This window comes from Erythrobacter sp. SN021, assembly GCF_021864455.1.
Genome location: NZ_JAKKUW010000003.1, coordinates 487,023 through 501,970 on the forward strand (window position 1 = coordinate 487,023; position 14,948 = coordinate 501,970).

Annotated in this window: 14 protein-coding genes; 3 read left to right on the forward strand and 11 right to left on the reverse strand. The window is 63.8% G+C overall.

The window, feature by feature from the left end:
* Positions 1-310: 310 nt before the first annotated feature.
* Together L5849_RS09915 and L5849_RS09920 are read right to left on the reverse strand one after the other, a co-directional pair.
* Positions 311-1,297, reverse strand: a complete 987-nt coding sequence (locus L5849_RS09915) for a glycine zipper 2TM domain-containing protein (protein WP_236925438.1) — start codon at positions 1,295-1,297, stop codon at positions 311-313.
* Between the two features lie 120 nt (positions 1,298-1,417).
* Positions 1,418-1,900, reverse strand: coding sequence for a GAF domain-containing protein (locus L5849_RS09920; protein ID WP_236925439.1), 483 nt, complete (start codon positions 1,898-1,900; stop codon positions 1,418-1,420).
* Between the two features lie 77 nt (positions 1,901-1,977).
* On the opposite strand from L5849_RS09920, the gene L5849_RS09925 reads away from it, so the two are divergent.
* Positions 1,978-3,438 carry a sorbosone dehydrogenase family protein gene (locus L5849_RS09925; RefSeq protein ID WP_236925440.1) on the forward strand — a complete coding sequence of 487 codons (1,461 nt, stop codon included), beginning with the start codon at positions 1,978-1,980 and terminating at the stop codon, positions 3,436-3,438.
* A 7-nt stretch (positions 3,439-3,445) separates the two neighbouring features.
* Here the strand turns inward: L5849_RS09925 and L5849_RS09930 are convergent, their stop codons facing one another.
* Entirely contained in the window at positions 3,446-5,185 is a 1,740-nt protein-coding gene (locus L5849_RS09930) for an acyl-CoA dehydrogenase (protein ID WP_236925441.1), read from the reverse strand.
* A gap of 46 nt (positions 5,186-5,231) precedes the next feature.
* On the opposite strand from L5849_RS09930, the gene L5849_RS09935 reads away from it, so the two are divergent.
* On the forward strand, positions 5,232-6,161 hold the full coding sequence (locus L5849_RS09935) for an L-threonylcarbamoyladenylate synthase (RefSeq protein ID WP_236925442.1): 930 nt from the start codon (positions 5,232-5,234) through the stop codon (positions 6,159-6,161).
* On the opposite strand, the gene L5849_RS09940 is transcribed toward L5849_RS09935, so the two are convergent.
* From L5849_RS09940 to L5849_RS09975, 8 genes are all read right to left on the reverse strand, one after another.
* Positions 6,158-6,487, reverse strand: a complete 330-nt coding sequence (locus L5849_RS09940; RefSeq protein ID WP_236925443.1) for a hypothetical protein — start codon at positions 6,485-6,487, stop codon at positions 6,158-6,160. The genes L5849_RS09935 and L5849_RS09940 overlap by 4 nt on opposite strands.
* Before the next feature lie 54 nt (positions 6,488-6,541).
* Positions 6,542-7,369: a head GIN domain-containing protein gene (locus L5849_RS09945; RefSeq protein WP_236925444.1), complete on the reverse strand. Its 828-nt coding sequence runs from the start codon at positions 7,367-7,369 to the stop codon at positions 6,542-6,544.
* Between the two features lie 126 nt (positions 7,370-7,495).
* Complete coding sequence (locus L5849_RS09950; protein ID WP_162814830.1) at positions 7,496-8,233, reverse strand: head GIN domain-containing protein; 738 nt, start codon at positions 8,231-8,233, stop codon at positions 7,496-7,498.
* A 154-nt stretch (positions 8,234-8,387) separates the two neighbouring features.
* Complete coding sequence (locus L5849_RS09955; RefSeq protein ID WP_115415586.1) at positions 8,388-8,921, reverse strand: CarD family transcriptional regulator; 534 nt, start codon at positions 8,919-8,921, stop codon at positions 8,388-8,390.
* A 222-nt stretch (positions 8,922-9,143) separates the two neighbouring features.
* Positions 9,144-9,932: a YihY/virulence factor BrkB family protein gene (locus L5849_RS09960; RefSeq protein ID WP_236925445.1), complete on the reverse strand. Its 789-nt coding sequence runs from the start codon at positions 9,930-9,932 to the stop codon at positions 9,144-9,146.
* 13 nt (positions 9,933-9,945) lie between these two features.
* Positions 9,946-10,284, reverse strand: coding sequence for a ferredoxin FdxA (gene fdxA / locus L5849_RS09965; RefSeq protein ID WP_115415588.1), 339 nt, complete (start codon positions 10,282-10,284; stop codon positions 9,946-9,948).
* Between the two features lie 52 nt (positions 10,285-10,336).
* A complete protein-coding gene (locus tag L5849_RS09970; protein ID WP_115415589.1) occupies positions 10,337-10,594 on the reverse strand; it encodes an RNA-binding S4 domain-containing protein in 258 nt (85 codons plus the stop codon).
* A 13-nt stretch (positions 10,595-10,607) separates the two neighbouring features.
* Positions 10,608-13,112: a helicase-related protein gene (locus L5849_RS09975; protein ID WP_370459215.1), complete on the reverse strand. Its 2,505-nt coding sequence runs from the start codon at positions 13,110-13,112 to the stop codon at positions 10,608-10,610.
* 242 nt (positions 13,113-13,354) lie between these two features.
* On the opposite strand from L5849_RS09975, the gene L5849_RS09980 reads away from it, so the two are divergent.
* Positions 13,355-14,923 (forward strand): M23 family metallopeptidase, encoded by a 1,569-nt coding sequence (locus L5849_RS09980; protein ID WP_236925446.1) that lies wholly within the window; start codon positions 13,355-13,357, stop codon positions 14,921-14,923.
* The last annotated feature ends 25 nt before the right edge of the window (positions 14,924-14,948 follow it).

Here is a 14,948-nt window from a genome sequence, read left to right on the forward strand (position 1 = left end):
GGCGCGGCGATGGTCCCAGCGACATCGATGTTGCGCGGCGCGACTTAGAAGCTGCGGGCACTGCTCCCCTTCTGGCCGGGGGCGTCGACTATGATCTCGAAGCGTTTCGATCGGGTGGAGCCCGCGCAAATCGAGACTTTCGTCGCCTCTCGCGCTCGCCAAGGCCGCGGGGCGAAATAACGAACCTGCTCATTCGCGGGGCGACGCATATCGCCCGGGCAGAGACCGTTATTCCGTCCGCGCGCTATTCACCTTCGTCGGCCCCTGGTGCCCGAGATGCCGGTGCGTTGCATCACTATCGCCCTTGGGGTTAGTCCGCAGGAGTTCCGTCGCGATACACTGCGCGCTGGGGCACTGCCACGGTCACCGGGACCAGCATGTATTGACCCGGCTGGGCATACTGTGTGGTTCCCGCACTGGCGGTGGCTTTTTGCATATAGTCGTCGAGATAGGCCTGGCATTGCCCGTAGCTGTCGGTCGCACGGCGATTGCCATCCTCGATCGCATCCCCCACGGCCATTCCGGCAAGCGCGCCGGTGCCCGCGCCGATCAACGTGCCCGCCGTGCGATTGCCTCGCCCGGCTATGCGATTGCCGAGCACTCCTCCTGCAACGCCTCCGATCAAGGCGCCGATGATTTCACCACGATCGCTATCGCTCTCATAAGTGTCGAGTCGGGCACGGCATTCCTCGAGCCATGCGTTGCGATCGAACGCCACGACCTCCGCCCCGGCCGGAAGATAGGTCGGTGTGCCGCCATAACCCGGCTGATAGCCATATCCATATTGCGCAGGGACGACTTGCATTGGCGTTTCGCGATAGATCACTCGCGCGGTGCCGACTGCTGGCTGCGCATAGCGCATGGGCGCCTGGTGTACATGGATGACCTGCGGTGGTTGCTGCACATAGACATAGGTCGGTTGCTGCCCTTGCGTTGCGTAGACTGGTGCTCGCGTCGGGATCGTCCGAGTTGCTGCCATCGGCATAGTGCCGACCTCATCGTGCCGATAATATCGAGGGTCCGATGGGTCGATCGGCTGGATTGTGGGCTTGCTTACAAAGACCGGGGCTTGCGCAGCCTGCCGAGCGGGGATGACTCTGGCGGCGCCTATGGGGCCAGGTTCGACGCCCAGCGGCTCGGCCACCGTTTCGGTGACCACATCGTCATCGAGTTCGGGCAGGGGTTGGGCGTATTCATACGCCCCTGTTTCGTACGACATGGCCTCCTGCGCGAAGGCGGCGCCCGGCAGAACCGCGAAGGCCGACGCTGTCAGGGCGAGAGCGGAACGGGTAGGCATGGTACGAACTCCTCTTGGCGACTCGGCAGAGGGCCGCGCCGCGCGCAGGGACGAGTTTAGCACTCTACCGGCGCATCGCAAAAAGAGTGGCGGGGTTGTGCCGCGATGGGTCAGCGATGGTCAGATTCGCTCGGCGAGAATTCTGGCCAGCGCCTCGATACCGGCGGCGTCCTCGGCGTCGAAGCGGCCCCTGGCCGGGCTGTCGAGGTCGATGACCGCGATAACGCTGCCATCGCGCATGACCGGCACGACCAGTTCGGAATTGGTCGTGGAATCGCAGGCGATGTGACCCGGAAAGCTGTGAACGTCCTCGACTAGCTGTGTGGCGCCGTCGCCGGCCGCCCTACCGCAGACGCCTTGGCCGACCGGAATGCGAATGCAGGCGGGCCGCCCCATGAAAGGGCCGAGCACGAGTTCGTCGTCGATGACACGGTAGAAACCCGCCCAGTTGAGCTCGGGCAGAAAGTCCCACATCAAAGCCGCGACATTGGCCATATTGGCGACTGCGTCGGGTTCACCTGCGGTCAGCGCCTCGGCCGCCTCAAGCAGTTGGCGATAGGTTTCGGGTTTGGGTGTTCCGGGCTCGGGACGAAAATCGAACATGGTGCGCGATGTAGCGCGCCCACGCCGCCCCGCAAGCCCCATTGCTCCCCGTTGCGCGCTCGCTTATCCCTTCTGGCATGAGCATCCTGAAAAAGCTGGGCATCGCGCTCCTCGTCATCCTTCTGGTGATTCTGGTCGCCGGGTACTTCCTTACCCGGGGAGACACTGCGGACATCGCTTTCGAAGAGACGGTGGGGACCGACCCGACACTCGACGAGCCGGCCGAAGAGAGTTTCCCGACAGTCGCCATCGCGGAGCCGGTCGGCTGGGGCGAGAGCGAGGCTCCGACCGTGGCAGAGGGCCTTTCCGTCAATCGCTTCGCCGAAGGGCTCGATCATCCGCGCACGCTGCAGGCACTGCCCAATGGCGATATCCTCGTCTCGTTGACCCAATCGCCCAAGATCGAGAGCGGCGACAGCAACTGGCTGCGCGATCTGGTCGCCGGTTTCCTCTTCCGCAAGGCGGGAGCGGGCGGCGAAAGCGCGAATCAGCTTGTCCTCTTGCGCGACGCCGATGGCGATGGTGTGGCGGAAGGCCGCTTCGTCCTGCGCGACGATCTCGATTCGCCATCCGGGATCGCATGGGGAGATGGCACCCTCTATGTCGCCAATCACGACGAAGTGCTGGCCTTCGACTACGAGCTCGGCGCGACGCGGCTGACCGGCGAAGGGCGCAAGATCGCTGTCCTTGCAGAGGGAACCGGCCACTGGATGCGCAACCTCGCGCTGCATCCCGACGGAGACCGGCTCTATGCCGCCGTCGGGTCGAAGTCGAATATCGGCGAAGACGGCATGGACATCGAGGAAGGCCGCGCCCTCATCTGGGAAATCGATCTGGATACCGGGCGCCAGCGCGTGTTCGGAGCGGGGCTGCGCAATGCGAATGGGTTGGACTTCAGCCCATGGTCCGGTGAACTTTGGACCACGGTAAACGAACGCGACATGCTCGGCTCGGACCTGGTGCCCGACTATCTCACCAATGTCCCTGTCGGCGTTCATTACGGCTGGCCCTGGGTATATTACGGCGACAATTTCGACCGCCGGGTCAAATATCCGATCCCGCAATTCATCAGCTATGTCAGGACCCCTGAATATGCGCTCGGCCCCCATGTGGCTGCCCTCGGACTGGTGTTCAGCCGGGAAGGCGCGAAGATGGGCGAACGGTTCGCAAGCGGCGCCTTCATCGCGCAGCACGGGTCCTGGAACCGCAAGCCGCCATCGGGCTACGATGTCGTCTATGTCGCCTTCGACGAGCGCGGCAATCCAACCGGAAAGCCGATTCCCGTGCTCACCGGCTTTCTCAAGGATGACGGCACGACGCGCGGACGGCCGACCTGGGTCGAATGGGCGGGCGATGGCTCGCTGCTGGTTTCCGACGATACGGCCGGGATCATCTGGCGCGTCGTTGCGCCGGGTGCCGAACCGCAAGCCGGGCTCGACCGTGTGACCGGCGACCGGCTTCCTGCCCAGCGCGAATTGCGCGGGCAGGAAGCGACCTTTGGCCAGGACGATTATGCGCGGCGCGTCACCGCCGAATAATAGTTCTTCAGCCCGCCAACTGGTCGGACGAGACCGCATAGAGCGGCGCGGCCCCTGCCATGGCGGCGGTTTTCAGCCCCGACGCCTCGGGCACGATCCGATCGAGGAAGAACCGTACGCTGGCCGGTTTCGTGGCCGCCAGTCCGGGCGCTTCACCCGCTTCCACGGCGCGCAATTGCTTCAGCAGTTGCCACCCCGCGACAGTGACGGCGAACATCGTGCAAAACGGCACCGATCCGGCAAGGCGATCGTCTAGGCTGGCCCCTTCGCGCATCCAGTCGGCCACCGCGGCACAATCCTCCGCGAGCTTGGCCAGTGCCGGTTCGTCGCCGGCGTCTTTGGCGGCATCCGCAATCAGCCTGGAAAGGGCATTCCCCCCATCGAGGCCAAGCTTGCGGGTGACGAGGTCGGCGGCCTGTATCCCGTTGGTCCCCTCGTAGATCGGCGCAATTCGCGAATCACGCCAGTGCTGCGCGGCGCCGGTTTCTTCCACGAATCCCATGCCGCCATGGATCTGAACGCCAAGGCTGGCGACCTCGATTCCGATATCGGTACCCCACGCCTTGATCAGCGGAGTTAGCACTTCGCCTCGCGCCCGGGCATCGACATCGCCCAACGTGCCCCGATCGACCTGGCCGGCGGTATAATAAAGCAGGGCACGCGCCCCTTCGGTCAGCGCTTTCATCCGCAGCAGCATGCGGCGCACGTCCGGATGCTCGATGATTGAAACCGGCGACTTGTCGGGCGAACCGGCGCGGGCGGATTGGACGCGCTCCCGCGCGTATATCAGCGCTTGCTGTGTCGCGCGCTCGCCGATCTGGACGCCCTGATTGCCGACATTGATCCGCGCATTGTTCATCATTGTGAACATGGCCATCAACCCACGGTTTTCCTCGCCGACCAGCTCGCCGATACACTCGTCCTCGTCCCCATAGCTCATGACGCAGGTGGGGGAGGCGTGGATGCCGAGCTTATGCTCGATACTGACGCAGCGCAGATCGTTGCGCGATCCGAGCGATCCATCTTGCTTCACGTGATATTTGGGCACGATGAAGAGCGAGATCCCGCGGCTTCCTTCGGGCGCATCGGGCAGGCGCGCGAGCACGAGGTGAATGATGTTCTTCGACAGATCGTGTTCGCCCCAGGTGATGTAGATCTTCTGGCCCTTGATCCGGTATTTGCCCGCGTGCTCGCCATCGGTGATGGGCTCGGCCGTGGTGCGTAACGCGCCTACGTCCGATCCCGCCTGCGGTTCGGTCAGGTTCATCGTGCCCGACCATTCCCCGCTGACCAGCTTGGGCAGGTATTTTTCCTGCAGCTCCTTCGATCCGTGATGTTCGAGCGATTCGATCGCGCCCACACTGAGCATGGGGAGCAGGTTGAAGGCCATGTTCGCCGTGCCCAGATTCTCGAGCACATTGCACGATAGTGTGAAGGGCAGCCCCTGCCCGCCAAAGTCGACCGGCCCGGAGATCGCGTTCCACCCTTGCTCGACATACCCGGCATAGCCCTCGGCGAAACCATTGGGCAGGCGAACCGAGCCGTTTTCCAGCTTCGCTCCTTCGAGGTCGCCAACGCGGTTGAGCGGAGCCCATTCACCAGCCGCGAACTCTCCGATTCCCGCCACGATCGCTTCGACCATATCGGGCTCGGCCGCAGCGAATTTCTCACTTTGGGCAAGCTCGTCGATGCCCGCATTGACGCGAATGGCGAGCAACTGGTCCTGGGTGGCGGGGGTATAGGTCACAGGTAATCCTCTTGGCTTTGCGGGGGTTCAGATATAGCGCGCATCCATGGGCGGCAAATACGCTACGGAAACGCTTGACGCGGATGAGGGTGGCATCGCTCGGGCGGTGCATATCCTCCGTGACGGGGGCCTTGTGGCCGTGCCCACCGAGACCGTCTATGGCCTTGCTGCCCGCGCCGATAGCGACACGGCGGTGGCGCGTATCTATGAAGCGAAAGGCAGGCCCAGTTTCAACCCGCTGATCGTCCATGTCGCTTCGCTGGAACAGGCAAGAGAATTTGCCGAGTTCCCACCTGCGGCCCAGCGGCTTGCGCGCGAATACTGGCCCGGCCCGCTGACGCTCGTGCTTCCGCGCCATCGCGGCGCAAGGCTCGCCCCTGCCGTCACGGCAGGTCTCGAAACGCTCGCTCTGCGGATGCCCGCGCACCCGGTCATGCGCGCATTGCTTGACCGAACCGGCTTTCCCCTCGCGGCCCCTTCGGCCAATCGCAGCGGCTTCATCAGCCCCACCTCGCCAGCGCATGTCCTGGCTTCGCTGGATGGCCGTATCGATGCGGTTCTGGACGGCGGTGAATGTGAGCGCGGTCTCGAATCGACGATTGCCGCGGTTCGGGCCGATGGGTCGGTAGAGGTGTTGCGCCCGGGACCCATCGCCCTTGGCCCTTCGGCCGAGGGACCGGGACGGATCGAAGCCCCTGGCCAACTGGCCAGTCACTATGCGCCGGGCAAGCCGGTCCGTCTGATGGCGTCAGAAGTTGCGCCAGACGAGTTCTGGATCGGATTCGGGGAACATCCGGGAGAGTGCACTTTGTCCGCGAGCGGCGATCTAACCGAGGCAGCCGCGCGGCTCTATGCTTGCCTCCACGAGGGCGCACGTTCGGACAAGCCTCGTATCGCCGTAGCACCGATCCCGGACGAGGGGATCGGCATCGCCATCAACGACCGGCTTCGCCGGGCGGCAACTCCGGCCGACTAGCGTTCGGGCTCGGTCGGAATGCTGGGTATGATCTGCTGCATCTCGGCATAGGTGTCGCGTGCTTCGTTGCACGCCCGGCGATCGCCGTCTTCGCACTGGTCGAGCTGTTTTTCGTAATCGCGTTCGAGCTTTGCCAGACGCTGCTCGCGCTTGCGGATTTCCCGGCCCCGTTTTTCGTCCGCCTCCGATTGGCTTGTGGTGGCGAGGTCCACCCCTTTACTGACCACTTTGACCGGAGCTGTCGCGACGTCGACCACGGTCTTCGCCAGACAGCCGGGTAACATCACAGCCGATGGAAGGAGAACCAGAATAGCTAGGCGACGCATGTGAGTTCCTTTCACTGTGCCGCCTAGCCGATAATCGGTGTGCCGTCGATGAACTCAGGCTCCCGGTGCGTCGGGCTCCTTGGGCTCCTCGGGCGCTTCGGGTGTTTCGGGTGAAACCGGCGCCTCCGCTGCTTCGGCGGCGCTGCGCGCCTCGCGACAATTGAGCTTGCCCGAACCCATCGAGCTGACGGTGCAGTCCGCGCGGCCATTCACGGTGATCGTGCCCGATCCCATAATGCTGGCGTCGACCTCGCCATCGGACGAGAATTCGGCGTCACCCGATCCCGCGACTGAAATATCGGCCTTGCCGACCTTGAGCCCTTCCATAGCGGCCTTGCCCGAACCGGCAATGGTCAGGTCGAGCGTATCCACCTGGCCGGCCCCTTCGAAATCGCCGGACCCGGCGATTGTCAGGTCGAGCGAATCGGCGTCGAAATCGGCGACTTTGGCGGTACCCGATCCGGCAATGGTGACATCTGTCTTGCCCGTCATCGAAGCCGCCTCCAGCTCGCCCGAACCGGCCAGGACCATGGCGCGCAGGCTGGGCATGGTCACTCGAACCGTGGCTTTGCCGCGATCTTTCCAGCTATTTTTCTCGCGACTGATGATCAGCGAATCGTCATCCAGGGCGAAGCGCATGGCATCGACCGCTTTGTCATCACCCGAAACGGCAATGTCGAGTTCGTCGCCCTGAGTGACGATCACCTTGTCCGGGCCGGCAAGTACCAGTTCGCTGGGATTGGCACCGGTCATGTCCAGTTCGGCCAAGGGAACGCCTTCGACGTCGCCAATCTGGATATTCATCCCGTCGCACCCGGCAACGAGCGTGGCACCGGCGAGGACGGCAATCGGGGCGAGGCCCCTGAAAATTCGATGGATCATCGCGGTCGTGTTCCTTTCACTACGGCAGTCCGTATTGCTGATATAATACAGCATGCCGAGATCATCAAGGTCGGCAAACAAGGGGCGCTCACTTCGAGCGCCCCTTTGCGGCAGGTCAGACGAGGTTCAGCGCGAACAGGTCAGGCGCCCGGAGCCCATCCGAGTCTGGGTGCAATCGGTGGTGCCAGAGACGATGGCATCGCCGCTGCCGACAATGCTTGCAGATACGCTGCCGTCTGCACTGAAGCGCGCATCGCCCGATCCGGCAATCGAAACGCTAGCCCGTTCGAGGCGGAGCCGCTGGCCATCGATTTCGCCGCTACCGGCGATCGTAATACGCCCATTGCCTGCCCGCCCGGCGATGCGCAGGTCGCCGGACCCTGCAACCGTTGCCGTCAGTTCCCTGGCGGCGATACGGCCGACCTCGATCGTACCCGATCCGGCCACGATGGCGTCGACCTGGTCTGTATCCATCGTATCGATCGAAAGGTCGCCCGACCCGGCCAGAGTGACTCCTTCGACATCAGGGGCGATCACTTCGATCCTCGCGCTGCCTTCAATCTTGTCGCGGTTCGAGCGGCGACCGATAATCAGTGCGCCATCTTCGACCTTGAAGCGCAATTCGGCGAGCACGACGGGATTGCCGCTGGCCCTGATGCGCCAGCGATCGCCACGCGTCACGCGAACATCGTCTTTGCTGGCAAGCGTCACCTGATCGAAGCGCGCGGTGCCGGACCAGGAGGTTGAGATGCGTTCTCCATCGTCGAGGGAGGAGCGCCACTCTTTCCCCGGATGCGCTTGAGTGGCGGGTATTGCGGCGAAGGCGGCAAGGCCGAGTGTGCAGGCGGCGAGCAGACGAAACATGGCGGTTCTCCCGATGGATGGCTGCGTGCTTCCCATTAAGCGGAGCGCGTGTCGAGTCCGTTCGTCGACAAGTGTAATCGTTTGGTGGAGTGGTCCTGTGAAAAAAGGGGGCGCCTTGCGGCACCCCCCTTTACCTGTCCGAATTTCGACGCGCTTACGCGTCTTCGGTATTTTCGTAATATTGCGGCGCGTGTTCGCGCAGGACGTCGAGGATCTTCTCGAGAGCGGTCGCCTCGTCGGTTTTTTCCATCGCCGCGAGCTCGCGGGCGAGGCGGCTCGAGGCCGCTTCGAAAATCTGGCGCTCCGAATAGCTCTGCTCGGGCTGGTCGTCGGGGCGAAAGAGATCGCGCGTCACTTCCGCGATCAGGACGATTTCGCCCGAATTGATCTTCGCTTCATATTCCTGGGCGCGGCGGCTCCACATGGTGCGCTTCACCTTGGGCTTGCCCTTAAGGGTTTCCATGGCTTCCTTGAGGGTCTTGTCGGAAGACAGCTTGCGCATGCCGATCGATTCGACCTTGTTGACCGGAACGCGCAGCGTCATGCGTTCCTTTTCGAATCGCAGGACATAGAGGTCGAGCTGCATACCGGCGATTTCCTCGCTCTGGAGCTCGATGACACGGCCGACACCGTGCTTGGGGTAAACAACGTAGTCGCCAACGTCGAAGGCATCAGCCTTGCTAGCCATGCAATCTATCCTTTCATCCAGGCCCGGCCGGAGTGAACAACAGCGTCACGGGAACTCAAGGCCGCAATCCCACAGGGGGGAGCGCGGTCTGGCACCAAATATGACGGTGTTGGTGGCCTGCCCTTTCAATTCTCACACCTGCCCGGGAGCAAACCGGTGCAGTTGTTGCATTATATAGCACACTGCCCCCAATATTGCGAGTCTGGGCGGGAACGCGGCTATTCAGGCCGTGTTCCGGGTGCTGCGAAGGGCCGCATACTCGGCCCCGAATAACAGCAGGAAACCTGTCGCCCAGAACCATGTGATGAGCGCCAGTACCGCTCCAAGCGTGCCGTAAGTCGCATTATAATTCCCGAAATTCGCTGCGTAAAAAGCAAAACCGGCAGTGGCAACGAGCCACGAGGCAGCGAACAGGGCGGCGGCAGGCCATATTGCCGACCACGCCGGGGCAGGGGCATTGGGTGCGAAGCGGTAGAGCATGCCCGCCGCAAGAGTGGCCGCGATACCGGCAAGCACCATAGTCGCCGAACCACCGACCACGCCGCCGAGATTGGCGAGTGCCGCGCTGGCGATACCCGCCGCGATCATGCTCGCAAGACTCGCGGCCGTGATTGCAACCGCGACCAGATTGCCCCTGACGAAGCCGCGTTCCTCATCTGCATGAAACACGATGTTGAAGCCGGTCATCAGCGAGCGAGCCCCGCTTCGCGCGCCGAACAGCGCGATTGCCAGCGACACAAACAGGCCGACGCCCTGAGCACCGGACGATCCGTCCGACACAGCTTTCAATTGCCCGGCTATCAAGTCCGCCGCAGATGCGGGAAGCCGGTTCGTCAACAGCTCGATATGCGAGCCGACGGTCTGCGGAGCGGCGAAGACGCCGTAGGCGAGCACGATTGCGCCAAGGGCGGGGATGAGAGCGAGCAAGGCATAATAGGCGACGCCCGCAGCTATAAGCCCGATATTGTCCCGCGATCCGGCTTGCCAGGCCCCTTTCAGCGCAGAGAGCATGCGCGCCTAGCGTTTAGTCGCCTTCACCCGGTTCGGGAGAGAAGTACTGCTCGTACTTGCCTTCCTTGTCCTTGAATTCATCGGCATCGGCGGGCGGCTCTTTCGACTGGGTGATGTTGGGCCATTCCGCGCTGAACTTGGTGTTCAGTTCCAGCCACTTTTCAAGGCCGTCTTCGGTATCCGGAAGAATGGCTTCGGCAGGGCATTCGGGCTCGCACACGCCGCAGTCGATACATTCGCTGGGATTGATGACCAGCATGTTCTCGCCCTCGTAGAAACAGTCGACCGGACAGACCTCGACGCAATCGGTGTACTTGCACTTGATGCAGGCATCGGTGACGACATAGGTCATGGGTAGCGTAATCCTCGCGAAGTGTTTCCCTGATCCGCGCTGCTAGGGCGGATTATCCGTTGGGGTCAAGCTCCCGATAGCAGGCCTGTGCTTCGCGCGGCGGCCCGCGGCGTTTGGGCAGAGCCAGGATTTCCACCAGCTTGACCGACTTGCCGAGGGGAAGGGTGAGGATATCGCCCTCCGCAATGTCGCGCGAACAGCGCGTCACGCGCTCGCCATTGCGGCGAATATGCCCCTTGTCGACCAGCTTGTGCGCCGCGCTGCGGGTGCGCGTGAAGCGCAGATAGCACAGCAGCCGGTCGATTCTCACGCGGGCTCCGCCATCAGCGTACCAGATCGGCGAGCGCCGCGAAGGCGTTGCCCTCGCGGGGCTGAGCGGGCCTGGCGCGTTCCTGCTTGCGGCGCGAAGGGCGCCATTCCCAGCGGTCGGGCCGGGGCGGTCCGAACTGCCCTTCGGGAAGAGGCCTGGCCTTCTGGACGCGAAAACCCGCATTGCCCAGCAACCGCGCGATATTCGCTTCTTCCAGACCGATCGAAACGGGGAGCGCATAATCCAGCACGAATTTGCGCTTGCGATCTTTGGCCTGAGCCTTGGCACGCGTTTCATGCGCGGCGCGCAGGACTTTTTCCGCCAGATCGATGCGAATCGCCTGGCTGCCCGCATGGCGATAGCCCGAAGGCAGCTTCTTCACGTCGGCGATCACCGGGAGCATCGCCTCTTGCAAGGCCCGCCGGTCGAGCCCGAGCGCGTGGAGTAGCCGGCGTGGTGCCGGCTTGAGCAGCGCGGGAGCGAAGATATCGAGCGCACCGAAGGTCACGCCGATCTTGCGCAGGAAGGGCCGCATCTCCTTCGGCAGATGCTCGATGCCCGCCTTCTCGCGGGTGACGTAGCCATGTCCCGCGATCAGGTTGAGGAGCAGCGCGCGGGCTTGTGACCCGGCATCGGGATTGCTTGCCGCATGGTGCATCTTTTCCAGCGGGGCGAGCGGTTCGAGCGTCTTGGCGAGCCAGGCCTCCAGTGCTGCCAAGAGCCTGGTGCGCGCGGTCTCGGGAAGCGCAGCGATTTCCCGCACGGGCTTTACCAGCGGTATCACGGTGCCATCGCGATGCTCGAGCTTTGCGAGCTCTTGCCCGTTCCAGCGGATTGCCCCGCCTGCCAGTTCGATATTGTCCATATCCGACGATGCGAGCGCTTCGGCCTTCTCGCCGAGCAGTCTGGGCAGTGCCTTCTCGGCAGCCGCCAGCAACATGCGGCGGTCCTCGTGCCGGGCGGAGGGATCGACGGTGAAGCGGAGCCCCTCGACATGGCCCAGCACTTCGCCTTCCACGCTAACCTCGCCCGCATCACTCAATTCAATCGGCAACATGCCTGCATCCTGTCCTAGCGACTTCATCAGGATCGCCGTCCTCCGGTTTACGAATCGTTCTGTCAGCCGCGCATGCAGCGCGTCCGACAGTTTTGCCTCTACCGCCCGTGCGCGCGACGCCATCTCGTCCCGCGCCAGCACCCAATCGGGCCGCTGACAGATATAGGCCCAGCTGCGAATCGCCGCGATCCGCCCCTGCAGCGTATCGATGTCTCCGGCCATATTGTCGAGTTCGCTGATCCGCGCGGCGACATAGTCCGCGCCGATATAGCCCTGCGCGAGATCCTGCCACAGGCGCGCGACGAAGCGCGCATGAACGTCGGGGCCGCGCTGCCGGAAATCGGGTAGCGAGCAGACCTCCCAGAACCGCCGGACCGCACCGTGTCCGCGCACATCGGCCGCGACAGGTTCCTCTGCGAGGCGCTTGAGCGTGGCCAGGTCGATCGCCTCGGGTGCGGCGCGCAATGCGGGATCCCCCGGCGGCGCCTCGAGATCGGCTATCAATGTGGCCAGCGAATCGAAGCGCGGCTCGGGCTCGCGCCAGTAAAGATGAGTCAATGGCGCGAAGCGGTGCTCCTCGATCGCGTAGACCTCTTCCTCGGTAAATTCCGGCGGCGCGCCATGTTTGTTCGTTCCCGAGAGCGTCCCGAAGGTGCCATCGCGCTGGTGGCGGCCCGCACGTCCGGCGATCTGCGCCATTTCCGCAGGCAGCAGCCGTCGCATTCGCACCCCGTCGAACTTGGTCAGGCCCGCAAAGGCGACATGATTGACATCGAGATTGAGCCCCATGCCGATCGCGTCGGTGGCGACGATGTAATCGACCTCGCCATTCTGGAACAGCGCGACCTGCTTATTGCGTGTTTCGGGACTGAGGGCGCCCATGACCACTGCCGCGCCGCCGCGAAACCGGCGGAGCATTTCGGCCACCGCATAGACTTGTTCGGCGCTGAAGGCGACGATCGCGCTTCGGGGTGGCAGGCGCGATAATTTGCGCGGCCCGATATGCGTCAGCGTCGAGAACCGCGGGCGCTCGGAAATTTCCGCCTGAGGCACCAATTGCCGGACCAGCGGTTCGAGCGTGCCGGCGCCCAGCAGCATCGTTTCCTCGCGCCCCCGCATATTCAGCAGGCGATCGGTGAAAATGTGGCCGCGCTCGCGATCGGCAGCAAGCTGGGCCTCATCAAGCGCGACAAAAGCCGCACCCGCCCCGTCGCGCGGCATCGCCTCGACCGTACAGCACCTATAGCGCGCGCCCTTGGGCTCGATCCGTTCTTCACCGGTAATCAGGGCCACCGCATTGTCGCCCTTGATCGCGCGGACCCGGTCATAGACTTCGCGCGCGAGCAGGCGCAGCGGAAAGCCCATGCAGCCGCTCGAATGCGCCGCCATGCGCTCGATCGCCAGATGCGTCTTGCCGGTATTGGTTGGTCCGAGGACCGCCTTGATCGCGCTACCCTGCACGCCCCCTAAGTGGCAGTGCGCGATCACGGGTGCAACCGCGCGCCGCGCCTTCGCATCGATTCACCGCAATCCGGACTCGCATGATCGCAAGTTAAGCCCCGCTTTACTTTGTTTTGGCAGGCACGACGGGCAAAGGATTCACAAGAAGGGGCGCGCGCCATATCCGTTCGTACCGGATCGGCCAGCTGGAAGGGACACGAGACGTGTACAGGTCCCACGTGGACACAGATGGAGCGGGGGGAATGACCGAATCCGGCGGTTTTGGTCGGTCCGCTGCCGCGCTCGCGCACGATCAGATCGTCTCCCCTGCCGAATCCCCATCCTTTTCTCTCAGGACCGTATGCGAACAGTTCGCCGGCCGGCTGGCAGCGTTCGATCTCGTGCCGGACCTCGGCAGCGATATCGGCAGCAAACGGTGGTTTCGCGGGTTCGCGACCTTTTTTGGCCTGTCGGCCACGGCTCTGGCATTCTGGCCGAGCTTCGCCCCGCTGGAAGCGGCGGCGCCAACCCAAATCGACGATGCGGCGCGCGACGAATATCGCAGCCAGATGATCATGCCTCTGGCACTCGGCGCGGATAGCGGGCGGCACATGGGCGCGACTGCTCTTGTCGCTCCTCTGGCCTCCGCGCCAGAGCGACCGAGGCTGGAAATGGTCGCGACCCTGGCCAAAGGGGACAGTTTCGAACGCATGTTGCGGCGGGCAGGTGTCGGGAGAGCCGACACTGTAAAGGTGGCCGAACTCGTCGGCGGTGCGATTGCGCTGGACGACCTCAAGCCCGGAACGAAATTCGATATCGCGCTGGGACGCCGCCCAGCACCCGGCGAACCCCGCCCGGTCGAATCGATAGCCTTTCGCGCGCGTTTCGATCTTGCTCTCGATATCGGGCGGTTCGACCAGGGCACCGAACTGTCGCTGACGCAGAAAGTCATTCGGGTGGACGAGACGCCACTGCGTATCAGGGGGGTGGTCGGGGATAGTCTGTATCGCTCGGCACGGGCTGCGGGCGCGCCCGCCAGCGCCGTGCAGGCCTATCTCAAGACGCTTGGCCAATATGTGAACCTGGACCGCGACGTACGTTCGGACGATACGTTCGACTTCATCGTCGCGCATCGCCGCGCGGCCACGGGCGAACGTCAGGCGGGCCAGTTGCTTTACGCCGGGCTCGAGCGCGATGAGAAGCCGCGTGTACAGCTGATGCGCTGGGGCGAGGATGGCGAATTTTACGAGGCCTCCGGTGTCGGCGAGCAGCGCGGCGGTCTCATGGCCCCCGTTCCCGGCCGGACAACATCGCGTTTCGGCATGCGCCGTCATCCCATCCTGGGATATCGGCGCATGCATGCCGGCCTGGATTTCAAGGCTCGCCACGGCACCCCGATCGTTGCCGTCACCGATGGCCGCGTGACCGGTGCGGGTCGGATGGGTGGTTGCGGCAATGCCGTGCGGCTGCGCCATGGTGGCGGGCTCGACACGCGTTATTGCCATATGAGCCGCATTGCTGTCCGCCGGGGGCAAGACGTGCGGCGCGGCCAGGTGATCGGCTATGTCGGATCGACCGGCCTGTCGACGGGGCCGCACCTGCATTACGAGATGTATCGTGGTGGCCGGGCGATCAATCCTGCCTCGGTCACATATGTGACCCGCGCCCAACTCGCCGGAGCCGAGCTGCGCCGCTTCAAGGATACTCTCGGCAAGATGAAAACTATCGAACCGGGGGCCGCGCTGGCCGGACTGCAACAGACCGCAGCCGAACTTGCGGCGCAGGAGCCTGAGCGCGAAATCGACAAGCTGTCGGCGCCCAAGAACAGTTGAGATTGCACCGCGCGTGCGCTTGCGG